This is a genomic window from Bradyrhizobium sp. DN3 (assembly GCF_041357655.1).
In the GTDB taxonomy this organism is placed as follows: Bacteria; Pseudomonadota; Alphaproteobacteria; order Rhizobiales; family Xanthobacteraceae; genus Bradyrhizobium.
Genome location: NZ_JAULLN010000001.1, coordinates 408,885 through 434,439 on the forward strand (window position 1 = coordinate 408,885; position 25,555 = coordinate 434,439).

Genomic DNA, 25,555 nt, shown 5'->3' on the forward strand with positions numbered 1-25,555 from the left:
GGCGAGACAAACCCCGACCGTCTTAGTTTAGGCCAGCGGATGATGGCAAGCCGCGAACTGGCCGGGCACGATTTCACGCAACTCCGGTATCTCCGCGCTGCATCGCTGATCGGCCCGCGGACAGCGGGTGCGGAAGCGGCAGCCGGACGGCGGCGCAATCGGCGATGGCGGCTCCCCGCTCGCTACACTCTCAACGGGACGCACATCCGGATCGGGCACCGGGATCGCCTGCAACAGCAACCCGGTATAGGGATGCGCCGGCTTTGCGAACAATTGCTCCGACGGCCCGACCTCGCAGAGCCGGCCGAGATACATCACCGCGACGCGGTCGCTGACCGCTTTGACCACCGCGAGATCATGCGCGATGAACAGCAGCGTCAGGCCGAAGCGCGCCTTCATCTCCTCCAGCAGATTGAGAATCTGCGCGCGGATGGAGACGTCGAGCGCCGACACCGGCTCGTCGCAGACGATGAACTCAGGATTGAGCACCAGCGACCGCGCGATGCAGATGCGCTGGCACTGGCCGCCGGAGAATTCATGTGGCAGACGGCCCGCCACGATATCAGGGTCGAGCCCGACCGCGGAAAGCACCTCGTGAACCCGCCGCTTGCGCTCGGCGGCGTCCTTGACGCCGGCGATGATCAGCGGCTCGGCGACGATATCGCCGATGCGCCGGCGCGGATTGAGCGAGGCGATCGGATCCTGGAAGATCAGCTGCACTCGGCGGCGCATCTTGCGCAGCGCCTCGCCCTCCATCGCCGTCAGATCCTCGCCGTCGAACATCACCCGCCCGGATTTGGCGCGGCGCAACTGCAGGACCGCGCGCCCCAGCGTCGACTTGCCGCAGCCGGATTCACCGACCAGCCCCAGCGTCTCGCCGCGCGCGACCTGAAGGCTGACACCGGAGACGGCATGCACCGTCTTGTTGCCGAGACCATATTCGACGACGAGATTGTCGACGTTCAGCAGCGGCTCGGGGCGCACGGCACGCTGCATCATGCTCCGATCCCCTCGGCCATCTGGATCGGATGGAAGCAGGCATAGAGATGCCCCGGCACCTCCGCGCTCTTCAGCTCGGGCTTGGCCTCATGACAGCGCCCCGCGGCATAGCGGCAGCGCGGCGCAAAGGAGCAGCCACGCAGCGGCCGCGTCGGGTCGGGCGGACGGCCGGAGATCGCAGGCAGCGGCGTATGCGGCGCGGTCTCAAGCTTCGGGATCGCCGCCAGCAGCGCCTCGGTGTAGGGCATGTGCATGCGCTTGAACAGCGCAGGCGTCGGCGCGCGCTCGACCACCCTGCCCGCATACATCACGGCGACCTCGTCGGCGCGGCCGGCGACGACGCCGAGATCATGGGTGATAATGATCATCGCCATGTGGCGGCGCCGCTGCTCGCGCGCCAGGAGATCGAGAATCTGCGCCTGGATGGTGACGTCCAGCGCCGTCGTCGGCTCGTCTGCGATCAGCAGTTTCGGCTCACAGGACAGTGCGATCGCGATCGCGATGCGCTGGCGCATGCCCCCGGAACATTGATGCGGATATTGCGCGAGCCGCTGCTCCGGTGCCGGAATGCCGACGGCCGCCAGCAGCTCGATGCTGCGCTTCCTGGCCGCCGGGGCATCCAGCTCGAGATGTTCCTGGATCGTCTCCATCAACTGGGTGCCGATGGTGAGCACGGGATTGAGCGAGGTCATGGGATCCTGGAACACGACCGCGAGATCGCGCCCGCGCAGGCGCCGCAGCCGTTCCGCATCGAGCCGCACCAGATCCTCGCCGTCGAACATCACCCGGCCCGTCAGCTTCGCCTTCTTCGGCAGGAGCTGAAGCACCGCGCGCGACAGCATGGTCTTGCCGCAGCCGGATTCGCCGACGATGCCGAGCGTGCGGCCGGCCGCCAGCGACAGGTCGACATGATCCACCGCGCGCAAATTGCCGCGCGGTGTCGGCAGCTCGACCGCGACGTCCTCGATGGTCAAGAGCGGCGCGCTCACAATGCCCCCTGACGCGGGTCGGTCAGCGCCCGCAAGGTATCGCCGACGAGGTTGAAGGCCAGCACGGTCAGGAACAGCGCCGCCGCTGGCAGGAAGGCGAGCCGCGGCGCGACGTCGAGGCTCTCACGCCCCTCGCCGATCATGCTGCCCCAGCTCGCCATCGGCGGCGGCACGCCGAGACCGAGAAAGGACAGCGCCCCCTCGACCACGATGGTGACGGCAACACCGAGCAGGAAGAACGCCAGCAGCGGCAGGATCACGTTCGGCAGCAGCTCGCGCAAGATGATGCGCGCATGGCTGGCGCCGAGCGCCTCGGCGGCAATCACGAATTCGCGCCGCGCCAGCGTCAGCGTCGCCGCACGCGCCACCCGCATGAAAGCGGGAATGCCGAGCACACCGAGGATCAAGGTCAGGTTGGGGACGGATTGGCCGAGATAGGCAGTCACGGCGAGCGCGAAGATCAGCGGCGGAAAGGCCAGCAGCACGTCCATGCTGCCGACCACCAGCGTCTCGAACCGGCCCCGGAAATAGCCGGCGAGCAGGCCGAGTGCGCCACCGAAAACGAGGCTGATCATCGGCGCGATCAGCCCGACCGTCAGCGACACCCGCGCGCCAAAGATCAGGCGGGCGAGCTCGTCGCGGCCGAGCCCGTCGGTGCCGAGCCAGTGCTCGCCGGAGAATGCCGCGCGGCGCTCCAGCATGTCCATGTCGGTCGGGTTCTGCAGCGGCAGCAGCGGCGCGAGGATCGCGAGCGCAAGAACGATGGCGAGCCAGCCGCTTGCGAGCCAGAACAGCAGACCAAGCTTGCGCCTGCCGCGAACGGGCGCGACCGCCGCCTCGTCCTGAATCGAGAGCTCAAGCGTGGCCATGGCGGATCCTGGGGTCGAGCACGGCATAGAGCATGTCGACGATGAAGTTGACGAGCACGAAGCCGCAGGCGACCAGCAGCACCACGCCCTGCAGGATGACGAGGTCGCGGGTGTAGATCGCGCCGACTAGCAGCCGGCCGATCCCGGGCAGCGCAAAGATCGATTCCACGATCAGCGTGCCGCCGAGCAGGCGGCCGATATTGATCCCGGTCACCGTCACCAGCGTCAGCGACGAGGGCTTGAGCGCATGCACAAACAGGATGCGTGCGGGCTTGAGGCCCTTGGCCTTGGCAAGCGCGATATAATCCTCCTGCAAGGTGGCGATCATGTCGGAGCGCAGCACCCGCATGATGCCCGGCCATTCCGCCAGCGCCAATGTCAGCGCCGGCAGCACGAAGAAGCGCAGATTGGCCAGCGGCGCCTCGGTGAACGGCACATAGCCGGTTGCCGGCAGCCAGTGCAGCTCGACCGCGAACAGATAGATCAGGAGGATCGCGGTCAGGAAGGACGGCATCGACAGCATGGCGAAGGCGCTGCCGGTCATGAAGCGGTCGAAGGCGCCGCCGGCGCGCGCGGCGCAGGCGATCGCAAGCGGCACGCCGATCAAGAGGCCGATGAACTCGGCCATCAGCATCAGCTGGAGCGAGACCGGGATGCGCTCGGCCACTGCCTGGAGCACCGTCTGCCCGGTGCGGAAGGAGCGGCCGAGATCGCCCTGCAGGACATGGCCGAGCCAGCTCAGGTAACGCCACCACAGCGGTTGGTCGAGCCCCATGTCACGGCGCAGCGCCGCGACATTCTCCGGCGTTGCCTGGTCGCCGAGGATGACCAAGGCGAGATCGCCCGGCAGCAGCGAGGCAATCAGGAAGGTCAGCAGCGAGACGGCCAGCAGGACCGGCAGAATCGCAAGGAGCCGCCGAACGACGAAGTTCAGCATCGCGCTTTCATTCCAGCCAGGTGTTCGAGACGTCGATCACACCGTTGTAGATTTTCGGAAAGCCCTTCAGCTTGGCGCTCGACAGCGCGTAATAGGTGTTCTGGAAGGTCCAGAACCAGATCGCCTGCTTGTTGATCAGGCGGCTGATCGCGCAATAATCCTCGGTGCGTTGGCCGAGGTCGGCCGTGACGCGGGCATGATCGAGCAGCCGGTCGAGCTCCGGATCGGCGTAGTTGGACAGCGCGAGCGGGCTGCCGCTGCGGAAGTTCGCATACATCTGTGGATCGGGATCGGCGAGATCGACGATACGCCACGGCGTCAACTGGAACTGGCGGGTGAAGGCGCGCGACGGGATGGTGGCCTGATCGACCTGCTCGATCTCCATGTTGCCGCCGACGCGCTTCCAGAACTGCTGGAGCACCTGGCCGATCATGCGGCCGCGGGGCGTCGCGGTCACCAGCATCTTGAACTCGACCGGCTTGCCGTAATCCTTGATCAGCGCCTTGGCCTTCTCGATGTCCAACGGCAGCGCGCCGTCGTCCTTGCACTTGACCCAGGAGCCGTCGCCGTACGGATTGGTCGCGGGCCGGCTCAGGCCGTTGCTGATCGCCTGCGACATTTTTGGACGGTCGATCGCCATCACCAGCGCCTGCCGCACGCGGACGTCGTCGAACGGCGCGACCTTGGTGTTGAAGGCGTAGACCTGCGCGCCCGAGCCCTTGTAGGTTTGCACGGTAAGCTTGGAGTCCTTCTGCGCCCTCATAATGTTGTCGGCGTCGTTCTCGTCGTCCCAGATGATGTCGGCCTCGCCCGATTGCAGCGATGCGAAGCGCGACTGCGCGTCGGGCAGCGGCTTTAAGATGATGCGGTCGAGATAGGGACGGCCCTTGTCCCAGTAATTGGGGTTCTTCTCCAGCACCATGCGGTCGCCCGCAGTCCAGGATTTCAGGATGTAGGGGCCGGTGCCGACGGGATTGCGATTATAGTCGTCGCCCTTGGTCTTCCAGGCCGTCGGCGAATGAATGGCGTTGTTGGAGCTCTGGATGGTGATCACCGCCGGCAGGTTCACGGAGGGATCGGTAAGATTGTAGACGATGGTGTATTCGTCGGGCGCCAGCACTTCCTTGACATTGGTGATGTAGAAGGCGCAGCGGCACTTGTTGGCGGGATCCTTCTGCCGGTCGAAATTCTCCTTGAAAGCCTGCGCATTGAACGGCGTGCCGTCGTGGAATTTCACGCCCTGACGCAGCTTGAAGGTCCAGCTCTTGTAGTCGTCGGAATGGGTCCAGGACACTGCCAGTTTTGGCGCCGCCTCGCCCTTCTCGTCCAGCGTCGTCAGCGTGTCGAAGATCGCGGCGGCGGCGGTGAAGGTGGACGTGTCGTAGACGCCGACCTTGAGCGGATCGAAGCCTGCAATCTCGAGCTCCTGACCGACCGTGATGCTGCCGCCCGACTTCTGCGCCTGCGCCGGCGCCGCCAGCGCAAATGCCGCAACAAGGAAAATCGGCACGCACTTGCGCGCCACGGCAGCCGCATTCGTCATGGTTCCTCCCGGGGTCCCTCGTCCGATGTTTCGGATCGTTGAATGACTCGGGGAGCGAGATTGGCGACAAATGTCCGCCACGGCAAGAGGAACGCACGAGGGTTCGAGCGCCGCATACCGCGGCGCGATGCGTTCAGTGCGTCGCGACCGTTTTGCCTGACGGAATTGGCGCCTCGTCCGCGAGACCGATCTCATCGCGTAGCGCATCCGTGTGCTCGCCGAGCACGGCCATCGTCTTGGCCGGCGTGGTGTCGGCGCCCGACATTCGGAACGGCAGATTAAGGACCTGGAATGAACCGCCCTCGTCCCGCACCTCGGACAGCGCCTGCCGGTGCGCGAGCTGCGGATCCGCCAGCGCTTCTGACACGGTGCGATAGGCCGAGGCCGGAACGCCGGCTACGCCGAGCGCGGCAAGGCATGCATCGGTCGTGAGCTGCCGTGACCAGGCTTCGACCCCGTCCATCATGTCGGCCCAGTTCTCGCGGCGCGCGGCGTAAGTCGAGAAGCGCGGATCGGAGATCCATGCGGGGCGGCCGATCACCCCCATCAAACCCTGAAACGTCTTCTCGCTGGCGATCGTGATCATGACATAGCCGTTTTCCGTCTCGGTCGGCCCGAACATCGGGCGCGGCGGCGGCTTCACCGCGAATTGCGAGCTCTGCAACTCGGTCAGCGTCAGCGACAGCATGGTTTCCAGCATGGAGATGTCGATGTGCTGGCCAAGGCCTGTCACGGTGCGCTGATAGAGCGCGGACGCGATCGCGCCGAAGCCGTAGGTGCCGGTGACGACGTCGGCATGATAGATGCCGCAATAGTCGGGGCGGTGACGGCCGGGCTGATAGGCGAGATGCGCCATGTCGTAGCCCGAGGCCGCATGGATCACCGGGGCATAGGCCGGCAGCTCGGCCGAGGGGCCGGTCTGGCCGTAGCCCGAGATCGAGCAGTAGATCAGCTTTTGGTTGACCTGACGCATGCTGTCGTAGTCGAGCCGCAGCCGGTGCATCACCCCCGGGCGGAAGTTCTCGACCAGGATGTCTGATGTCGCGGCCAGCCGGCGCACCGCCTCCTTGCCGTCCTCGGATTTGAGGTCGAGCACCACGCTCTTCTTGCCGACATTGAGCTGGCCGAACGTGGTGCTGCACCCCTTGCGCAGCGGCGGCCGGGTCCGCATCGTCTCGCCGCCGTCGGTCTCGATCTTGATCACCTCGGCGCCCATGTCGGCGAGCATGCGCGTGCAGTGGGGACCGGCAATCGTGGTCGAAAAATCCAGGACCCGCAGGCCGGCGAAGGCCTTTGTCGTCGTCCCCTCATGCTTATCTGCTAGCTGCATGCCTGCTCACGTCCTTGGGTGTCTTAGGAACTTATCGAAGTTCTCTGTTGTTGATGCGGCGACCCTAGAGGGCGGCGGCTGAGTAGGAAAGTGTTTACCGAACCGACGCGCCGCATGGGCGGGCTTGGGAATTCCGGAACAACTGGACCCGTTCTTGCATAGCAGCGAACGGGATCGGCAGAGGGCGGCTGTTCTTGAGGGTCTTGTTCGTCACGACAGAGATGGACGACTTCGTCCGCGTCGGCGGACTTGGAGCCGTTTCTGCCGCCCTTCCCCGCGCCCTTCGCTCCTTTGCCGATATCCGGATCATGCTGCCCGGCTATCGCGACATCATCGAACAACTCACGCACATTCAAATCGTTGGCCGCTGTCCGGCATTCGCGGAGATGCCAGCCTGCTCGCTCGGGCGGGCCGCGACCAAGGACGGCCTGCCGGTCTACGTGCTGTTGTGCTCACAGCTCTATGACCGGCCCGGCAATCCCTATGGCGACGAATCCGGGCGCGATTGGCCGGACAACGACATCCGCTTCGCACGCCTTGCCTCGGCCGCCGCTGAGCTGGCCATGGGCACGCTGGACAAGAATTGGGCAGCAGACCTGATCCATGCCAATGACTGGCAGGCCTCGCTCGTGCCGGCCTATCTCGCCTGGCGCGGCGCCAAGCTGCCGTCGATCCTGACCATCCACAACCTCGCCTATCAGGGCCTCTTCCCAAAGGAATCGCTGCGGCGGATCGGCGCGCCGGAGAGCTCGTTCCATATCGACGGCGTCGAATTCTACGACCAGGTCTCCTTCCTCAAGGCGGGGCTGGTCTATGCCTCGCACCTCACCACGGTCAGCGGCACCTATGCGCGCGAGATCACCACGGCCGAATTCGGCTGCGGCCTCGAAGGCCTGCTTCGCGTCCGCTCCGACGCGGCCGAGCTCACCGGCATCCTCAACGGGATCGACGAGAGCTGGGACCCACGCTCCTGCGCACAGCTCGCCCAGCAATTCGGCGCCGGCGACTGGATCGGCAAGAAAGCGAATGCGGACTACGTGCGCAAGCAGTTCGGGCTTGCGGTCTCACGCGGGCCGATGTTCGGCATCGTCGCCCGCCTCGTGCACCAGAAGGGCATCGACCTCGTGCTGTCGGCCGCCGACGAGATCGTCGATGCCGGCGGGCAGATCGTGATCACCGGTTCCGGCGAGCCGGCGCTCGAGCAGGCCGTGATCGACGCGCATCGCCGCCGCCCCGATGCCATCGGGGTCGTGATCGGCTTCAACGACGCCCAGGCGCGCCGCATCTTCGCCGGCAGCGATTTCACCCTGATGCCCTCGCGCTTCGAACCGTGCGGGCTCAGCCAGATGTACGCCCAGCGCTTCGGTTCGCTGCCGATCGGACACCAGACCGGCGGCCTTGCCGAGACCATTACCGACGGCGAGACCGGCTTCCTGTTCGCAAGACCCTCGCGCGAATCCTTCCTCGGCGGCGTCCGCCGCGCGTTCGAGGCGTTCATGGCGCAGGACCAGCTCGATACCATGCGCCGCAGTGCGATGGGACGATCATTCTCCTGGAGCATCTCGGCCGGCTGCTACAGCGCACTGTACCGGAAGCTGGCGTCGGTGTAAGCCTGAGGTGTTTCCTCACACTCCGTCATTGCGAGCCAACGGGTCCGCGCGAAGCGCGGCCCCGTTGGCTCGCAATGACGGAAGTTGTGGCAGCAGCGGAGGACCTCACCCCTTCCCGCGCACATCCATCTGCGGCCGCCCGATCCAGGCCCTGTTCAGGCAACGGATCATCCAGTCGGGCTGCGGCTCGCCCCGCAAGCGCGCCTGCGCCTCCTGATAGGGGCCGACATAGCGCAGCCGGTCGGGCAGTTTCGGATAGACGCGCCTGATCCAGGTCAGCGCATTGTCGGCAGCTCTGATGTCGCGCGCGTCAAGCACAAGGCCGAACCCGGCGCGCAGTCGCTCCGGCAGCATGCGTGCCGCGAGCGCGCGGTACCATCGCGGTGGCCGCAACCAGGGGCGGGCGCCGCTGAAGATCTGCTCGGCGATCTCGCGCGCCGCCGGGCTGACGGTCAGCGTATCCGACTGCGCCATCGCCGCATTGTAGGCTGCGAAGCCGGACCAGTCCGCCGGCAAATCATTCCCCGTCAGTCCGAACAGGGCGCCGTACAGCCGCGCCTCGCTCCAATAGCGCTCGCGCTCCTCCGCCGAGAGCGGCGGCAGCACCAGATCATGCACCATCAGCGCGGTCTCGACCAGCGTCGCATGGACCCAGCGGAGCGAGGGAATGTCGTTGGCGCAATAGCGCGAGCCGGCCGCGAACGGACCGACGGTCTCAGGCATCTCGCCAATGATCATGCTGTGGCGCCGGTACAGTTGCCGGGACGACAGCAGCGCTCGGTCCAGCGAGCCGAACACCATGGTAAAGACGATGTCGAAAGTGCGATGGAAGCGGCCGATCGGGTCGGCAAGGGTACTCGAATGCTCGGCGATCGCCGCCGCCACCCATGGATGCGCCAGTTGCAGCAACAGCGCACGGCCGGCGCCGAGAAAGATCACGGCCTCCCGGTCGATCCGCCAGGTCAGCGAGGACGGACCGAACACGCCGGCGACCGGTCCCGCCGCGTTCGCACACAGCGTTTCGAGCGACGCCTCCAGATCTTTCTCACCGACCAATTGCAAGCCTCACGACGAAGACACGGCGACAATACCCCGGACCGCGCCCCTGCGAAATCGTCATCACGCAAAACAATGACGAACAAGGCCCTCACTCCGCCGCAATCGGCAGCACGTCCATATGCTCGTGCAGCACCACGCCGGCGAGCGGATCGAATTCACCGATCCACGGCTTTCGCGCAAGCACGGATCTCGTGTGGGCATAGCCTGCATCCCAGCGCTGCATGATGCCTGACGGACTGAAATCGATATCCTTGGTGTGACTCTCGCGGTCCAGCTGCGGGGCGAGCAGGCGCACGACGTGCATGCGCGTCGGGCAGCCATGGCTCGTGAGCTCACGCACCGCCGGATCGCTGCGCTCGCGCTCGGGCAGTCGCGCGGCGAGCTGGTTAATGACGTGGCGCAGGCGATGGGCCTGCTGCTGGCGCGCGATTTGGCTGGCGATCCGACTGGAATATTGCACGTCCTTGTGGCGGTTCAGCACCTCCGCCATCGTGGTCGGCTCGGCTCCGACCGGATTCCACAGATGCACCGCGAAGATCAGCGAGTCCTTGCGCGGATTGTCGTCGAACACGGCCTCTGTCGGCGTGTTGGACAGGATGCCGCCGTCCCAATAGAGCTCGCCGTCGATGCGCACCGCCGGGAAAGCCGGCGGCAGCGCGCCCGAGGCCATGACGTGCTTCACCGTGAGATCACCGTCGCGGCTGTCGAAATAGCGCATCTGGCTGGTGCGGACATGAGCCGCGCCGACCGTCAAGCGCGGCGAGCAGCGGTTGACGAGGCTGAAATCGACGAGTTCGAGCAGCGTCTTCTCCAGCGGCGCAGTCGAATAGAAGCCGGCGTGGTCGGCGCCGAGCGGAAAGGAATCCCCCGCATGCGCCAGCGGATTGGGTCGGAAGAAGCCGGGAATGCCGTTGGTGACCGTCGACCAATAGGTCAGCTTCTCGTTGAAGCCGGGAAACGCGGTACGCAAATTCCAGATCGGATTCTGCTCCATCCGTTTCCAGAACTCCCTCAGACGGGCGAGTCGCTGCCGAGGCACGTTGCCCGCAATGAGGCTCGCATTGATGGCGCCGATCGAGGTGCCGATGATCCAATCAGGCTCGATGCCGGCCTCGTGCAGCGCTTGGTACACGCCGGCCTGATAGGACCCGAGTGCGCCGCCGCCCTGAAGCACCAGCACGACCTGGCCCGGCAGGTCCGTATCATTGTTCTGCGCGTTGTCCTGCATGCCGTTCATGTCTCGCTCCTCATGCGCTTGCGCCGATCGAATGTTCGCAGTCCGCCGCAGCTTGTTGCGCCGCCCCATGTCAATGCGCTGTCCAGCCGCCATCGACCGGAAGCGCAATGCCGGTGATGGAAGCGGCCGCTTCCGTCGCCAGGAACACCGTGAGCGCACCAAGCTCCTCGACCGTGGCGAAACGCTTGCTCGGCTGCTGCGCGAGCAGCACGTCGCGGATCACCTGATCGCGGGAGACGCCGTGCGCCTTGGCCTGTCCGTCGATCTGCGCCTCGACCAGCGGTGTGTAGACGTAGCCCGGACAGACGGCATTGCAGGTGATGCCCTCCTCCGCGGTCTCGAGCGCCGTCACCTTGGTGAGACCGACGATCCCATGCTTGGCGGCGACATAGGCCGCCTTGAACGGCGAGCCGACGAGACCATGCGCAGAGGCGATGTTGATGATCCGGCCAAAACCGTTCCGGCGCATCGCCGGCAACGCGAGTCGCGTGGTGTGGAAGGCCGACGTCAGATTGATCGCGAGGATCTGGTCCCATTTCTCGACTGGAAACTGGTCGAGCGGCGCGACATGCTGGATGCCGGCATTGTTGACGAGGATGTCGAGCCGGCCGGATTGGGCGATGGTGGCCGCGATCATCTCGGCGATCGATTTGGGCCTCGTCATGTCTGCGGCCGAGTAGCTCGCCTTGATGCCGAACTCGGCGGCGATCTGCTCGCGCGTCCGGCCAATCTCGCTCGCGACACCGAGGCCATTGAGCACGATGTCGGCACCCGCGGCGGCCAGCGCCCGTGCGATGCCGAGCCCGATGCCGCTGGTCGAGCCCGTGACCAGCGCAACCTTTCCGGCCAGCGCGCGCGCAGGTTGAGACGTCTGTGGCTTCAGCGGTATGTTCATGCGAGATCCTCCATTGGCGATCGCTGGGCTTGGCCCCGGCGCCCGCTTTCGCAGGACCATGAAGCGGCGCCGGCCCGAATGGAAATGCCGCCTGGCTTCCGAAACCATACGCGCCCGCTATTGCGGCCGGGATGTCATTCCCTGCCCCGATCGGCTAGAGTTCTGCTGCCCGATCCTGCTGGGGAGCCGATCCATGGAAATGCATCAGGTCCGCTATTTCCTCGCGGTGGCGCAGCTGTTGAACTTCACGCGTGCCGCCGAGGAGTGCAACGTGACGCAGCCGTCGCTGACGCGCGCGATCAAGCAGCTCGAGGCCGAGCTCGGCGGCGACCTGTTTCGTCGCGAGCGGCCCGCTGCGCAGCTGACCGAGCTCGGCCAGCGCATGCATCCGCTCTTGAAGCAGTGCTATGACGCCGCCGTCGGCGCGCGTTCCCTCGCCTCCTCGTTCAAGAGCGGCGAGATCGGCGCGCTCCGCATTGCGCTGACACATTCGATCGATCTGTCGCTGCTCATTCCCCATCTCAACCAGATCAGGCGGCAATTCAACCGGCTCGAATTCCGCTTCCTGCGCGGAACGAGCCGGGAGGTCGGCGAATTCCTGAAGAAGGGCGAGGCCGAGCTCGGGATTGCCGCCGAGATCGACGAGGCCTGGGAACGGCTCGACGTCTGGCCTCTCTTCACGGAACCTTTTGAGCTCGTCGTCGGCGATGGCCATCGGCTGGCCGGCCGCAGCACGATCGAACTGGAGGACTTGCGATCGGAGCAGCTTCTGAGCCGGACGTTCTGCGAGCATTCCGGCCGGATCTCTGCGAGCCTGCGCGAACACGGCATCGACATCGAACATGGCCACGAAGTCTCGAACGAGCGCGATCTGATCGAGCTGGTCGAAGCCGACATGGGCATCGCCATGCTGCCGCACACCTCGCCCGTGCCGGAACGGCTGACGCGCGCCGCGGTGACGGGGCTGGACGCCCGCCGTACCGTCAGCCTTTACGGGGTGGCCGGCCGGCAGCGCACGGCGGTGGGCAATGCCGTGATGCGCATGCTGCGCGGCGCGGACTGGCGAGAGCTGGCGGGCTAGTGCGCGGACGCTGCTTTCCCTTCTCCCCTTGCGGGAGAGGGTGGCTCGCCGCGACAGCGGCGAGACGGGTGAGGGGTTGTCTCAGCGCGCTAGTCTTTTGCATCGAGGGCGCAGAGAAACCCCTCATCCGGCGCTTCGCGCCACCTTCTCCCAGAACGGGAGAAGGGAAGAAAGCGCGTTATGCGAAGCTCAGCTTTCCCCTGCGTGCATCCTCCAGCGCGGCCAAGAGATCATCGATCTCCATGCGCTTGCGGAAATCGGGATCGACGAAGCGGGCCTTCACGAGGCCGTCGGGTCCGACCACGAACACGGCCGGAATCGGCAGCACCCAGCCGTCATTGCCGTGGAATTTCGCCATGTCCTGATAGGACAACAGATGCTGGATCTCGGCGCCGAGCCAGATCGCGAGGTTGAGCGAGAGCGCGTAGCCGTTGTCGAGATCGGTCAGGATCGGAAACGGCGCACCGGCATCTGATTTGAGCTGCCGCGTATATTCCAGCGTTTCCGGCACGATTGCGACGACCTGTGCCCCTATCGCCTTGATGCGACCGAGTGCCTGGACCACCGCGCGGACATTGAGCCGGCAATACGGGCACCAATGACCGCGGAAGAACATCACCGCAACCGGGCCGCCCTCCAGCAGCGCATTCAGCGCGACGAGACGTCCACTCTCGTCGGGCAGCATGAACGGCGGCATCGCATCGCCCGGACGCGGCGCCGTCTCACCACCCCCGTTTCCGTTCAACCGCGCGACCAGGCGATCGACCGCCTCGCCATAGGCGGGGAACACCTTGCGGCTGGCGTCGGCATAGGCGCGGAGCTGTTCGTTCAGCGTACCATCCATGTCGCGGCAGCGCTGGAAGGCAAGCCTGAGCTGTTCGGCCTCGGCTGGCGAGAGAGACGTCATCTTCTGCTCCGGCGTTCAGGGGACGAATATTAATTGCGTGGTCGGGCCGCCCGCAAGGGGGCGGCCGTCCTGCGCACGTGATCAGTTCACGTAGAAATTGCCGGTCGGATCCAGCCGCCCCGACGTGGAGTACAGCGTACCCTTGTCCATGAAGAAGACGGTGTTGTCGGGAACCTTCTTCGCGTTCTTCATCATGGCGTCGTGGTTCTTCTCGGCCGGCGCCATGGCCATCGCCGACATCTTGCCGGGTCCGCCATAGACGTAAGCCATGCCGGCCTTGAAGTCCCAGGCGGCCTCCGAGAAGGCCGACGTGGCGATCACGGCGAAGGCCGCGCTAAAGATCAGGGTTTTGGACACTTTCGTCATGAGATGCTCCTCCGGATTGACGTGAACGCCCGCCAATCGGGCGCCCTGTCATCGGACGCCAGATCCCCCGGAGGCGGAAATGCCGATGCCCAATCGGTGCGATAGCCGCGGCGCATCAACATAGCGCCGGGCTATCGCATCGAAAGCGAGCCGGCATTTCAACATCGACGCGGTCTCGACGAAGCTCCTGCCATAGCCGGCGACCACCACGGTTGCGGCCAACACAGGAGAGTTCCCATGTCTAGGCATCACATCGTGTCGCGCGTGGTTTGGACAGGCGTTGCCGTTCTCGGGGCGCTGACATTTGCGACACCGGTTTTCGCCGGCGCGTGCCCCGCCGACAAGATCAAGCCGAACGCCCAGCAGATGGTCGATTACAAGCCGGTCGGCGTCACCGACGTCACGCTCGGCGCGATCGACCTCGGCAAGCAGCCGGCCCATATCGAGGGCCGCGAGCTTCGCTTCCGCAAGCTGACGATCGCGCCCGGCGGCATCGTGCCCTGGCACAGTCATGACGACCGCCCTGCCTTGATCTTCGTGCAGCAGGGCGAGATCGTCGAATACGCCTCCAACTGCACCGATCCGATCGTGCACAAGGCCGGCGACATCCGTCCCGAAGTCTACGGCACCTCGCACTGGTGGAAGAACTTCGGCAAGGAGACCGTCATTCTCTATGTCGGCGACGTCCGCAAGGACCCGAACGACCACCACATGTAACGAGCGCACGGCCCCGGCGTATCGTTACCCGATGTGGTGCCCGGATCTCATGCCGGGCGCCACACCCCTCACAGGACAAGCGTGCCATGATCGATCTTTCCACCCCGATCAAACCGGGCGCGGTGCCCATGGATGGGCTTTCCGCAGGTCTCGCGCTGCGTTCGCTCGTGATCGGCCTCACCGCATTCCTGACTGTCGTCGACCTGTTCGCGACGCAGGCGATCCTACCCTCGCTGACGCGCCACTATGGCGTCACGCCGGCGGCGATGGGCTTCGCGGTCAATGCCAGCACCTTCGGCATGGCCGTCGCGAGCCTCGTCGTTGGCTTCTTCAGCCCACATATCAATCGTCGGAACGGCATCCTGCTCAGCCTGGCACTTCTTGCGATTCCGACGAGCCTCCTGGCGTCCGCACCCAATCTTGCCGCCTTTACGGTCCTGCGGGTGGCGCAAGGCCTCTGTATGGCATCCGCCTTCGCGTTGACGCTGGCCTATCTCGGCGAGCAATGCAGCGCGATGGACGCCGGCGGCGCGTTTGCCGCCTACATCACTGGCAACGTCGCCAGCAATCTCGTCGGCCGGCTGATCTCGGCCGCCGTTGCCGACGGCCTCGGCCTCGCGTGGAATTTCTACGTTTTCGCTGCCCTCAATCTCGCCGGCGCGGCGCTGGTCTATTTCACCATCAAGCACGTCCAGCCGACGCATGCGATGAGAGCCACGGGGTCGCCGCTCGCCGCGATGTTCGCACATTGGCGCGACCCGCGATTGCGCGCCGCCTACGGCATCGGCTTTTGCATCCTGTTCGCCTTCATTGGCACCTTCACTTTCGTCAATTTCGTTCTGGTGCGGCCGCCGCTATCGCTCGGCATGATGGGTCTGGGCTTCGTCTATGTCGTCTTCCTGCCCTCGGTGCTCACGACATTGCTGGCGGGCAGAATAGCATCGCGCCTCGGACCACGGCCGACGATCTGGGGCTCGCTCGCCGTCGCCGGGATAGGTTTGCCGTTGATGCTGACGCCGCATCTGAGCGCGGTGCTCGCGGGGATGGTCCTGGTCGGCGTCGGCACGTTCTTCGCGCAAGCGACCGCCACCGGTTTCGTCGGACAGGCGGCTACCGACGGCCGCGGCATCGCCAGCGGCACCTATCTCGCCTGCTATTTCTGCGGCGGGCTCGTCGGCACGGCCGTGCTCGGACGGCTGTTCGACGCCTTCGGCTGGCAGGCCTGCGTGGCCGGCGTGGGTCTCGCCCTCGCGGCCGCAGCTCTGCTCACGATTGACTTGAAGCGCTAGCGCTAGTCGGCGCCTGCTGCTGCGGCGGCTCGTCGTCCGCAATCGCGCGCCAGGCGGCGCCGTCGAGATCGTCGTATTGGCCGCTCCGCAGCGACCAGAGGAAAGCTATGAGACCGGCACCGCCGAGAGCCAGCGCCAGCGGGACCAGAATGACCAGGATCTCCATCACGCGATCTCCCGCGAGGCGCTGCGCGCCCGCAACGAATTGAGCATCACCAGGATCGACGATCCGCTCATCGCGGCCGCCGCGATCAGGGGGGTCACGACGCCGCTGATCGCAACCGGTACAGCGAGGACGTTGTAGCCGATCGCGAGCCAGAGGTTCTGCCGCATCAAATGCAGCGCCTTGCGCGCGGAGTCGATGGCAGCGACGACTGGAGCGAGCGGACGGCCGAGGAAGACGAGATCGGCGGTGGCCTGGCTGAGATGCGCGGCCGAGATCGGCGACATCGAGACATGGGCTGCCGCCAGCGAAGGCGCATCGTTCATGCCGTCACCGACCATCAGCACTTTGGCGCCGCGCTGTTTCAATTCCCCGATCCGCGCGATCTTGTCGGCCGGGGTGACGCCGGCGCGCCATTCGGGAATGCCGAGCGCGTGCGCCGCCGCCTTCACTGCTGGCTCACGGTCGCCGGAAAGGATCTCGATGCCGATGTTGCGCGCCTTCAGCGCCGTGATCACGCCTTGCGCGTCGGGGCGCAAGCCCTGGCGGACGGAAAGGATGAACTTTTCGTTGCCCTTGCTGAATGCCACGATCGAGGCTTCGGGATCGAGCGTGGCGCCGCCGACCAGCGTCTCGGCACCGCAGAACGACGGACGGCCAAGGCGAAGCTCGACGCCGTCGACGGTCGCGCGGACGCCCTGACCGGATTCCTCGACAGCGCCGACGATCGGAGACTTCGCACCGGCAGCCTGCGCAACTGCGGCTGCGACCGGATGATGGCTCGACAGCGCGAGGCGGCCGGCGAGCGCGAAGATATCGGCAGGGATGTCGGCGGCATTCATGACTTCGAGATCGGGCAGCGTCAGCGTGCCGGTCTTGTCGAAGATGACATGGTCGGCTTCGGCCAGCCGCTCGATCGCGTCGCCCGCATTGAGCAGCACCCCCGCCTTGAACATCGCGCCCGAGGCCACCGTCTGCACCGTCGGGATCGCGAGCCCGAGCGCGCAGGGACAGGTGATGATCAGCACGGCGACGCCGGTCACGATCGCATCATGCCAGCTCGCGCCGGCGATGACCCAGCCGAGGATGGTCAGGAGCGCAGTCGCATGCACGACAGGCGCGTACAGGCGCGAGGCGCGGTCGGCGAGCCGCATGTAGCGCGAGCGCGCCTGGAGCGCGTTGTCGAGCAGCCGCGTGATCTCGGCGAGCAGCGTCGCCTCCGAGGCCGCCGAGACCCGTACCCGCAGCGTGCCGGAGATGTTCATCGACCCCGCATAGACCGGCGTGCCCTGCTCGGCCGTCACATAGAGCGTCTCGCCGGTGATCAGGCTCTGGTCGATCTCGGAACGCCCCTCGATCACGGTGCCGTCGACCGCGCAGCGTTCGCCGGGCCGCAAGAGCACGATGTCGCCGGGATGGATCGCGGCGACCGGCACCTGCGAGATCTCGTCGGGACCAATGAACTTCGCGGCTGTCTCCGCCTTCAGCGCCGCGAGATTGCCGGCGACTGCACGGGTCCGCCGCCGCATGTTCTGGTCGAGGAAACGGCCGACCAGGAGGAACGTCAGCAGCATGATCGCGGCGTCGAAATAGGCGTGCTCGGCGTGATGGACGGTCTCGACCACGGACATGCCGAGCGCGAGGATCACGCCGATCGAGATCGGCACGTCCATGTTGGTGGTCTTCGCTGCAAGCGCCCGCCAGGCCGAACGGAAGAACGGCTGGCCGGCATAGGCCGCGGCCGGCAGGGCGATCAGCGCCGAGAGCCAGTGGAAGAAGTCGCGCTGCTCGGGCAGCATGTCGGAGACGTTGCCCGACCACACCGGGATCGACAGCATCATCACGTTCATGGTGGCGAACGCGGCGACGCCGAGGCAGCGCAACAGGAAGCGCGATTCAGCGACCTCGGTTGCCTCCGCGCTCTCGGTCTCGAACGGATAGGCCTTGTAGCCGAGCTCTTCCAGCCGATCGATGAATCGGCCAGGATCGAGCGTGCCCGCCTTCCATTCCAGCGCGACGCGGCGGTCGGTGAGGTTCACCCGCGCCAGGGTGACATCAGGGATGGCGGACAGCCCGCGCTCGATCTTGGCCATGCAGCCGGCGCAATGGACGCCTTCGACGGCGAGATCGATGTGCTGGAGGCCCTCGCCCGCGGTCCGGACGTAGTGCGAAAAATCACGTGTGACCTGCATGACGAAATCCCTTCAGTTCAGGATCACGCGGTTGCGCGACAGGAACACGCGTGCCCCCCGCGCCTCGCCCTCGATCACCAGATCCCACTGGCCGGGCGCGACGGCGGCGGCATGGCCGCGATAGATGCCGATGCCGGCTTCCGTGAGCTCGACGGCGAGATCGGCGCGCTTGTCGGTCGGCCGCTCCAGGCGGCCGCCGAACTTCAGTCCGGCGATCGGCTGGCCGCTCGCATCGCGTGCTTCGACCTGGAGCACGGCGCCGCCGTCGTTGCGGCGCTCGACATGGGCGTTGACCTTCCATTTGCGCAGCGCCTGGTCCTGCGCCGCCGCGATCTCGCGGTCATAGGTGAGGCCCGCGGCATAGGGGCTGTCGACGTCGGTGCCGGGCAGCGTCGCGATCGCGAGCTCCATCATGGTCGCGTTGACGCCGATCACGAGGCCGAAGAAGGCGACCAGCATCAGGAACACCTTGGTTCCAGTCAGCGGTTTGAAGGCCATCGCAGTGACCCTTAAGGCGAGACGAAATTGTCGGTGGTGGAAGCGACCTCGCCGAGCCCGATGTCGGTGACGTGGAAGCGGACGGGGATCGACTTCTCCGGATTGTTGTCCGCCGGCGCGGTGACCAGCAGCCGCAGCTCGCTGGTGGAGTCGCGCGGGATCACGATCATCGGCCGGTCCGGCGTCACCGAATCGACGCCGACGACGTGGATAGTCGCGTTGGCCGGACCGTGCGCGTCGATGGCGATAACGCGGTCGTAGCCGCTCTTGTTCAGCAGACGCACCGTGTAGGCGTTACGGATCGAACCGTCGCTGAGCTTGACCGCGACCGGATTGCGGTCGTGCAGGACGTTGACGTCGAGCAGGCTGCGGGTCGCGAGCGTATAGATCATGATGCCGCCGACCGCCGCGATGATCGCGCTGTAGACGACCGTGCGGGCACGGACGATGCGGTAGATCGGCGCCTTGCCTTCCTGACGACGCTGGATGTTGATGTCGTTGTCGTAGCCGATCAGCCGCTTCGGCCGGCCGATCTTGGTCATCACGTTGTCGCAGGCGTCGATGCAGAGCCCGCACTGGATGCATTCGAGCTGCGGCCCGTTGCGGATATCGATGCCGGTCGGACAAACCGCGACGCACTGATAGCAGTCGACGCAGTCGCCGACCTGCTGGCCGAGGGCACGCAGCTCGGCGGCCTTCTTCACCGAGGTGCGCTTCTCGCCGCGGTCGTAGCGATAGGTGACGTTGAGCGCCCATTCGTCGGTCAGCGCCGCCTGGATCCGCGGCCACGGGCACATATAGGTGCAGACCTGCTCGCGCATGAAGCCGGCGAGCACATAGGTCGATGCGGTGAGGATGCCGATCCAGACATAGGCGATCATCGGCGCCTGGAAGGTGACGAGCTCTTTGACCAGCGTCGGCGCGTCGTTGAAATAGAGCACCCAGGCGCCGCCGGTCCACCAGGCGATCAGCAGCCAGATCGAGTGCTTGAGCACGATCTCGTAGATGCGCTCGAGTTTGAGCGGGTCGGACGATTTGTCCTTCCTCATCCGCTCGCGCCGGTCGCCCTCGACGAGGCGCTCGACGGCATAGAACAGGTCGGTCCATACCGTCTGCGGACAGAGGTAGCCGCACCAGATCCGGCCGCCGATGGAGTTCATCAGGAACAGCGCGACCGCGGCGACGATCAACAGGCCGGTGAAGTAGTAGACCTCCTGCGGCCACAGCTCGATGAAGAAGAAGTAGAAGCGGCTGTTGGGGAGATCGATCAGCACCGCCTGGCTGGGAGCGCCGAGGCCGCGGTTCCAGCGCACGAACGGAAGGAGATAATAGACGCCGAGGCAGAACGCCATCAGGCCCCATTTGATCCGGCGGAATGTGCCGGAGACGCTCTGGGGATAGACTTTCTTGCGGGCAGCGTAGAGCGGCGCCTTGTCGTCGGCCGGCTTGAGTTCGTTCGGGTTGACGGTCTTGTTCATCGCGGAATCTTCTCGAGAGGTGCGATCAAACCTAGACCCGGCGCCGGCACGTCCCTTGATCCAACGCAAACGGGGGCGCTTTTCTTCGCCCCCGCCGGAAGTCGTTGGCCGTGGATCGGCTTATTTGCCGCCGCCGAGCGAATGAACGTAGACCACCATCGCTTTGATGGTGGCGGGATCGAGCCGCCCTTCCCAGGCCGGCATGACGCCGGCGCGGCCCTGGCTGATGGTCTCGATCAGGCTCGCCTCGTCCGAGCCGTAGAGCCAGATCTTGTCGGTCAAGTTCGGCGCGCCCATCTCCTGGTTGCCCTTGCCGCCGTCGCCGTGGCAGGCGACGCAATTCTCCGCGAAGATCTTCTCGCCTTTGGCGGCATCAAAGCCCTTGCGGGTTGAGAGGCCCGACAGCGACCGCACATAGTTGGCGACCGTGACGATCTCGTCGCCCTTCAGCACGCCGTCCTTGCCGAAGGCGAGCATCTGGCCTTCATGCGTCTTGGCATGGCCGGAACGCGCGCCGTACTGGATGGTCTGCATGATCTGGTCGAGCGTGCCGCCCCACAGCCAGTCGTCGTCGTTCAGGTTCGGGAAGCCCTTGGCGCCGGCGCCGCCGGAGCCGTGGCACGGCGCGCAATTGTCGCCGAACACGGTTTTGCCCTTGGCACGGGCGAGCGCGAGCAGCGCGGGGTCCTTCTCGATGTCGGCCAGCGAGGCGGCGCCCAGCGCCAACATCTTGTCACCGCGGATCTTCTCGAGATTGGCGAGCTCGACCGCGACGTCGGCGCGCGACGAATAGCCGAACACGCCCGTGGTGTTGCTGGCGATCAGCGGCCAGGCCGGATAGACGATCCAGTAGCCGATCGCCCAGACGATGGTGAGATAGAAGGCGATCACCCACCAGCGCGGCAGCGGCGTGTTGAGCTCCTTGATGCCGTCCCATTCGTGTCCTGTCGTGGACTTGCCGGTGACGGTATCGACTTCGCTATGATCGGTCATGGTCTCTCACTCCTCCCGCAACGGCAGGTGTGCTGCTTCGTCGAACGCAGCCTTGTTACGGGGCCAAAATGCGTAGGCGATGATCGCGAGAAAGATCGCGACGAACACCGGCGTCCAGATCGTCGTCACCAGCTCGGACGCGAGATTATGGACTGTCAGGATAGCTTTCATCGTTGATGCCTTCTCAGCGAAGATTGGCTTTCTCGTTGTAGAGCTTGAAGTCGACCAGCGTGCCGAGCATCTGCAAGTAGGCGATCAGCGCGTCCATTTCGGTCGGCGTGCCGGTCTTGCCGTCGAAGTTGCGCACGACGGTCTTGGCGTAGCGCTTGCTGAAGGCATCGCCGCCGGCATTGTCCGGATCGGCCTGGGCCTTCAGGTCGGCGCCTGCGCTCGCGATCTGGTCGTCGGTGTAGGGCACGCCCACGGCCTTCAAGGTGCGCATGTGGTCGGCGATCGTGTCCGGATCGACCTCGGTGTGGCTCAGGAACGGATAGCCCGGCATCACTGATTGCGGCACGATGGCGCGCGGGTTGGTCAGATGGGTGACGTGCCAGTCGTCGGAATATTTCGCCCCGACGCGAGCAAGGTCGGGACCGGTGCGCTTCGAGCCCCACTGGAACGGATGGTCGAACATGCTCTCGGCGGCGAGCGAGAAGTGGCCGTAGCGCTCGACCTCGTCACGCAAGGGGCGGATCATCTGCGAATGGCAGAGATAGCAGCCTTCGCGGACGTAGACGTTGCGCCCCGCCAATTCCAGCGGCGTGTAAGGCCTGACGCCGTCGACCGCCTCGATCGTGCTCTTGAGGTAGAACAGCGGGGTGATCTCCACGAGGCCGCCGATCGCAACCACGAGCAGGATGCCGACGACCAGGATGATCGAGTTCTTTTCGAAGATTTGGTGGCGTGTCCAGAACGACATTGCTTGAACTCCTCATTCCGCCGGCTGAAGAGCGACGGGCATCTGGACTTCCTGCTCGCCGACGCGGACGGTCATCCAGAGATTGTAGGCCATGATCAGCGCGCCGATCAGGAACAGGCCGCCGCCGGCGGCGCGGATGATGTAGAAGGGATGCATCGCCTCGACGGTCTCGATGAAGGAATATTCGAGGAAGCCGAGCGAGGTGTAGGCGCGCCACATCAGGCCCTGGAGGATGCCGGACACCCACATCGCCGAGATGTAGAGAACGATGCCGAGGGTGGCGATCCAGAAGTGCCAGTTGACGAGCTTCAGGCTGTAGAGGCCCTTGCGATTCCAGGCCCACGGCACCAGGCAGTAGAGCGCGCCGAAGGAGACGAAGCCGACCCAGCCGAGCGCGCCGGAATGCACGTGGCCGATGGTCCAGTCGGTGTAGTGGCTGAGCGAGTTGACCACCTTGATCGACATCATCGGACCTTCGAAGGTCGACATGCCGTAAAAGGCGACGGAGACCACGAGCATGCGCAGCACGGGATCGGTGCGCAGCTTGTCCCAGGCGCCCGACAGCGTCATCAGGCCGTTGATCATGCCGCCCCAGGAGGGCATCCACAGCATGATCGAGAAGGTCATGCCGAGCGTCTGGGTCCAGTCCGGCAGCGCCGTGTAGTGCAGGTGGTGGGGACCTGCCCAGATGTAGAGGAAGATCAGCGCCCAGAAGTGGATGATCGACAGCCGATAGGAATAGACCGGCCGCTCGGCGCGCTTCGGAATGAAGTAGTACATGATGGCGAGGAAGCCGGCGGTCAGGAAGAAGCCGACCGCGTTATGGCCGTACCACCACTGGAACATGGCATCCTGGATGCCGCCCCAGGCGACGTAGGACTTCGAGCCGAACACCGAGACCGGGAGCGCCGGATTGTTGCCGAGATGCAGCACCGCGATCGTCACGATGAAGGCGAGATAGAACCAGTTCGCGACGAAGATGTGCGGCTCCTTGCGCTTGAAGATGGTGGCAAGGAAGACCAGCAGGTAGGCGACCCAGACGATGGTCAGCCAGAGGTCGGCATACCATTCCGGCTCGGCATATTCCTTCGACTGCGTGACGCCGAGCAGATAGCCGGTGCCGGCGATCAGGATGAAGAAGTTGTAGCCGATCACGACGAACCAGGGCGCGAGATCGCCAGCCAGACGCGCGCGGCAGGACTTCTGCACGACGTAGAACGACGTGCCGATCAGCACGTTGCCGCCGAAGGCAAAGATCACCGCGGAGGTGTGCAGCGGTCGCAGACGGCCGAAGCTGGTCCAGGGCAGGTCGAAATTCAGCGCAGGCCAGGCCAGCTGCGAGGCGATCATGAGGCCGACGAGGAAGCCCGCGATGCCCCAGAACATCGCCATGAAGGCGGTGAACTTGATCGGCCCCATGTTGTAGTTGGGCCGGCCATTGATCTCCGCCGGCGGCAGCGTGGCCGGCCGTTCGAAATAGCGGTTCACGATAAAGAACACCGCAGCCAGGCTCGCCGCAGCGCTGAGCGCAGCATGGAAGGCAAAGGGCGCATCGAGCGCCTTGGCCGCAGCGATCACGCAGAGGAAGGCGGCGACTGCAAACACGACAGACAGGCCGCTTTCGCCGATGGTCATGGATTTGGAGATGGAGGGCTGGCTCATGCGGATTCTCTCTCGAAAGAACACGACGCCAGAAACCACATTCACCCTCGCGGGGAATTGATTGAAATCAAGATGGCCTTGGAGGTTAGCCGTAGCCGACGAATATTTTCTGGGTTCCTCCGTATTTTCTCGGTGCGGCCAGTTGAAGTGCCCTCTCCCCTTGTGGGAGAGGACAGCGCGGCAAACTCGCTTGGGTGAGGGGTTGGTGCGGCGGGGAACGGTGTCTCTGTGGAGACATACCCCTCATCCGGCGCCGTAGCCGAAGCTTCGCTTCGGCGTTGTTAAGAACGGCGGCCGAAGGCCGCCTATGCCACCTTCTCCCACAAGGGGAGAAGGGGAAAGGCATCGCGTCAGTCCCGCGCCGTCGCCTTGAGCGCCGCGATGACGTCCTCGCGGGCGATAATTCCGGCCAAATTCTGCGCGCCGTCGAGCACGATGATGCTCCTGATGCGATGCTCGACCATGATCTGGAGCACGCGCGTCAGCCGCGTCTCGGGGCCGACATAGATGAACTCGGGTGTCATGACGTCGCCGATCTTGCGACTCATCAAGTCGGGATAGCGCGGCAGCATCTGGCTCGGCGTGAAGGCGAAGCACTTCAGGATGTCGAACTTGGTGACGATGCCGACCACCTGGCCGTCATCCACGACCGGATACGAGTTGAAGTCGTCGGTCTCGAACATCTCGCTGAGCTCGAGCAAGTCGCGGTCGCGCTGCACCGTTTTTACGTTGCGTGTCATGTAGCGGTCGACGGTTTGTTCGAGAAATCTGTACATGGCGCGTCCTCCTCGAGTCGCTACTGGCCGGGCGGCCGGCCCTCAGTGCGACAGCAGCACGCTGCGGGCAGATTGTGTGACCAGATACTGGGTGACGCCGCCTAGGATCAGTTCACGAAATCTCGAATGACCATAGGCGCCCGCAACGATCAGGCCGGCGCCAACGTCGCCGGCGACCTTGTCCAATTGCGCGGCAGCGCTTTCGTTCCGCGCCGCCTCCGAGACGCGCGCTGTCGCGGTGACCCCGTGACGGGCGAGCCAGGCGGCCACGTCGCTGACGCCGGCCATCACGACCGAGCGGTTGTCGCCCTGCTCCGGAATTTCGACGATGGTGACGTCCCTCGCCTTGCGCAGCATCGGCAACGCGTCGACGACTGCCCGCCGCGCCTCCGGCGTGTCCTTCCACGCCACCAGCACGCTGCGCAGATCGAGCCAATTGGCGTTATCGGGAACGACCAAAAGCGGCCTGCCAGCCTGCATCACCAGGTCCTTGGCGCTTGCGAGCGCAAAGGCGTCAGAGAAGGCGGGGCTCTGTCCGCCGCTGATGACGATGTCGGCGCAGCGCGCCTGCTCCAGGACAAAACGCGTCGGAAAATCCATGGCGCTGCGCCACTCCGCGTGTCCGCCGCGATTCCTGGTGGCGGCGCGGAACTGCGCCTCGAGACCGGCGAGCCGCCGCTTGACGGAGGCTTCGCCATCCTCGATCAGCACTTGTGCTTCAGCGCCGTCGGCGAAATAAAGCGGCGGCGCGAACTGAGCCGCGGCAACGCCGACGATGGCCGCCTCGAATCGCTCGGCGAGCTCGCCCGCGACCTGAAGGCGCGCCTCGTTGGACTGATCGAGCGCCAGGCTGACCATCACGGTCGCGTATGTCATCGGGATTCTCCGGCAGGCAATGAACTGCCGCGAAATCTAGCCTCGCCGACGCAAGGCAGGATGAGATAGATCAAATCGCCGGCCGTCATGTCGCAGGAATTCCGCCAATGAATTCAATCCGGCTTGCCTCCGAACGAACCTTGAGCGACATTGTCATGAGCGGTAAGCGC

Annotated in this window: 25 protein-coding genes; 4 read left to right on the plus strand and 21 right to left on the minus strand. The window is 65.3% G+C overall.

Features of this window, described 5'->3' with window-relative positions; translation table 11 throughout:
* Positions 1-27: 27 nt before the first annotated feature.
* From AAE027_RS01795 to AAE027_RS01820, 6 genes are all read right to left on the minus strand, one after another.
* Complete coding sequence (locus AAE027_RS01795; RefSeq protein WP_370985050.1) at positions 28-999, minus strand: ABC transporter ATP-binding protein; 972 nt, start codon at positions 997-999, stop codon at positions 28-30.
* Entirely contained in the window at positions 996-1,988 is a 993-nt protein-coding gene (locus AAE027_RS01800; RefSeq protein WP_370985049.1) for an ABC transporter ATP-binding protein, read from the minus strand. Before AAE027_RS01800 ends, AAE027_RS01795 begins: the two co-directional genes overlap by 4 nt.
* Positions 1,985-2,857 carry an ABC transporter permease gene (locus AAE027_RS01805; RefSeq protein WP_370985048.1) on the minus strand — a complete coding sequence of 291 codons (873 nt, stop codon included), beginning with the start codon at positions 2,855-2,857 and terminating at the stop codon, positions 1,985-1,987. Before AAE027_RS01805 ends, AAE027_RS01800 begins: the two co-directional genes overlap by 4 nt.
* Positions 2,844-3,794, minus strand: coding sequence for an ABC transporter permease (locus AAE027_RS01810; RefSeq protein ID WP_247279274.1), 951 nt, complete (start codon positions 3,792-3,794; stop codon positions 2,844-2,846). Before AAE027_RS01810 ends, AAE027_RS01805 begins: the two co-directional genes overlap by 14 nt.
* A gap of 7 nt (positions 3,795-3,801) precedes the next feature.
* Complete coding sequence (locus tag AAE027_RS01815) at positions 3,802-5,337, minus strand: ABC transporter substrate-binding protein (protein ID WP_370985047.1); 1,536 nt, start codon at positions 5,335-5,337, stop codon at positions 3,802-3,804.
* A 133-nt stretch (positions 5,338-5,470) separates the two neighbouring features.
* The gene (locus AAE027_RS01820; RefSeq protein WP_370985046.1) at positions 5,471-6,667 is read right to left on the minus strand and encodes a CaiB/BaiF CoA transferase family protein; all 1,197 of its coding nucleotides are present in this window, start codon (positions 6,665-6,667) and stop codon (positions 5,471-5,473) included.
* 194 nt (positions 6,668-6,861) lie between these two features.
* On the opposite strand from AAE027_RS01820, the gene glgA reads away from it, so the two are divergent.
* Positions 6,862-8,277: a glycogen synthase GlgA gene (gene glgA / locus AAE027_RS01825; RefSeq protein ID WP_370985045.1), complete on the plus strand. Its 1,416-nt coding sequence runs from the start codon at positions 6,862-6,864 to the stop codon at positions 8,275-8,277.
* Positions 8,278-8,382: 105 nt separating this feature from the next.
* Here glgA and AAE027_RS01830 read toward each other — a convergent pair whose 3' ends face one another.
* The 3 genes from AAE027_RS01830 to AAE027_RS01840 all read right to left on the minus strand — a co-directional run bounded on the left by AAE027_RS01830 (position 8,383) and on the right by AAE027_RS01840 (position 11,468).
* Positions 8,383-9,333 carry an oxygenase MpaB family protein gene (locus tag AAE027_RS01830; RefSeq protein ID WP_370985044.1) on the minus strand — a complete coding sequence of 317 codons (951 nt, stop codon included), beginning with the start codon at positions 9,331-9,333 and terminating at the stop codon, positions 8,383-8,385.
* Positions 9,334-9,424: 91 nt separating this feature from the next.
* Positions 9,425-10,573 (minus strand): patatin-like phospholipase family protein, encoded by a 1,149-nt coding sequence (locus AAE027_RS01835; protein ID WP_370985043.1) that lies wholly within the window; start codon positions 10,571-10,573, stop codon positions 9,425-9,427.
* A gap of 70 nt (positions 10,574-10,643) precedes the next feature.
* A complete protein-coding gene (locus AAE027_RS01840; RefSeq protein ID WP_370985042.1) occupies positions 10,644-11,468 on the minus strand; it encodes a 3-hydroxybutyrate dehydrogenase in 825 nt (274 codons plus the stop codon).
* A 193-nt stretch (positions 11,469-11,661) separates the two neighbouring features.
* Here AAE027_RS01840 and AAE027_RS01845 point away from each other — a divergent pair, with 193 nt between their 5' ends.
* Positions 11,662-12,549, plus strand: coding sequence for a LysR family transcriptional regulator (locus tag AAE027_RS01845; protein WP_370985041.1), 888 nt, complete (start codon positions 11,662-11,664; stop codon positions 12,547-12,549).
* A gap of 178 nt (positions 12,550-12,727) precedes the next feature.
* Here the strand turns inward: AAE027_RS01845 and AAE027_RS01850 are convergent, their stop codons facing one another.
* Together AAE027_RS01850 and AAE027_RS01855 are read right to left on the minus strand one after the other, a co-directional pair.
* Entirely contained in the window at positions 12,728-13,456 is a 729-nt protein-coding gene (locus AAE027_RS01850; protein WP_370985040.1) for a peroxiredoxin-like family protein, read from the minus strand.
* A gap of 81 nt (positions 13,457-13,537) precedes the next feature.
* Positions 13,538-13,822: a hypothetical protein gene (locus AAE027_RS01855; RefSeq protein WP_370985039.1), complete on the minus strand. Its 285-nt coding sequence runs from the start codon at positions 13,820-13,822 to the stop codon at positions 13,538-13,540.
* Positions 13,823-14,059: 237 nt separating this feature from the next.
* Here AAE027_RS01855 and AAE027_RS01860 point away from each other — a divergent pair, with 237 nt between their 5' ends.
* Together AAE027_RS01860 and AAE027_RS01865 are read left to right on the plus strand one after the other, a co-directional pair.
* Entirely contained in the window at positions 14,060-14,539 is a 480-nt protein-coding gene (locus AAE027_RS01860) for a cupin domain-containing protein (protein WP_370985038.1), read from the plus strand.
* Between the two features lie 86 nt (positions 14,540-14,625).
* On the plus strand, positions 14,626-15,828 hold the full coding sequence (locus tag AAE027_RS01865; RefSeq protein WP_370985037.1) for an MFS transporter: 1,203 nt from the start codon (positions 14,626-14,628) through the stop codon (positions 15,826-15,828).
* Here the strand turns inward: AAE027_RS01865 and ccoS are convergent.
* The 10 genes from ccoS to AAE027_RS01915 all read right to left on the minus strand — a co-directional run bounded on the left by ccoS (position 15,806) and on the right by AAE027_RS01915 (position 25,385).
* Positions 15,806-15,994, minus strand: coding sequence for a cbb3-type cytochrome oxidase assembly protein CcoS (gene ccoS, locus AAE027_RS01870; RefSeq protein ID WP_370985465.1), 189 nt, complete (start codon positions 15,992-15,994; stop codon positions 15,806-15,808). The genes AAE027_RS01865 and ccoS overlap by 23 nt on opposite strands.
* Positions 15,994-18,183 carry a cation-translocating P-type ATPase gene (locus tag AAE027_RS01875; protein ID WP_370985036.1) on the minus strand — a complete coding sequence of 730 codons (2,190 nt, stop codon included), beginning with the start codon at positions 18,181-18,183 and terminating at the stop codon, positions 15,994-15,996. Before AAE027_RS01875 ends, ccoS begins: the two co-directional genes overlap by 1 nt.
* Positions 18,184-18,195: 12 nt before the next feature.
* Entirely contained in the window at positions 18,196-18,681 is a 486-nt protein-coding gene (locus AAE027_RS01880; protein ID WP_370985035.1) for a FixH family protein, read from the minus strand.
* A gap of 11 nt (positions 18,682-18,692) precedes the next feature.
* Entirely contained in the window at positions 18,693-20,159 is a 1,467-nt protein-coding gene (gene ccoG, locus AAE027_RS01885; RefSeq protein WP_370985034.1) for a cytochrome c oxidase accessory protein CcoG, read from the minus strand.
* Positions 20,160-20,279: 120 nt separating this feature from the next.
* Positions 20,280-21,152, minus strand: a complete 873-nt coding sequence (ccoP, locus tag AAE027_RS01890; protein ID WP_370985033.1) for a cytochrome-c oxidase, cbb3-type subunit III — start codon at positions 21,150-21,152, stop codon at positions 20,280-20,282.
* A 6-nt stretch (positions 21,153-21,158) separates the two neighbouring features.
* Complete coding sequence (locus AAE027_RS01895) at positions 21,159-21,323, minus strand: CcoQ/FixQ family Cbb3-type cytochrome c oxidase assembly chaperone (protein WP_063691463.1); 165 nt, start codon at positions 21,321-21,323, stop codon at positions 21,159-21,161.
* A 13-nt stretch (positions 21,324-21,336) separates the two neighbouring features.
* Positions 21,337-22,071, minus strand: coding sequence for a cytochrome-c oxidase, cbb3-type subunit II (ccoO, locus tag AAE027_RS01900; protein WP_370985032.1), 735 nt, complete (start codon positions 22,069-22,071; stop codon positions 21,337-21,339).
* A 12-nt stretch (positions 22,072-22,083) separates the two neighbouring features.
* Positions 22,084-23,733, minus strand: a complete 1,650-nt coding sequence (gene ccoN, locus AAE027_RS01905) for a cytochrome-c oxidase, cbb3-type subunit I (protein ID WP_370985031.1) — start codon at positions 23,731-23,733, stop codon at positions 22,084-22,086.
* 350 nt (positions 23,734-24,083) lie between these two features.
* Entirely contained in the window at positions 24,084-24,509 is a 426-nt protein-coding gene (locus AAE027_RS01910; RefSeq protein ID WP_091892710.1) for a CBS domain-containing protein, read from the minus strand.
* 42 nt (positions 24,510-24,551) lie between these two features.
* Complete coding sequence (locus AAE027_RS01915; RefSeq protein ID WP_370985030.1) at positions 24,552-25,385, minus strand: universal stress protein; 834 nt, start codon at positions 25,383-25,385, stop codon at positions 24,552-24,554.
* Between the last annotated feature and the right edge of the window lie 170 nt (positions 25,386-25,555).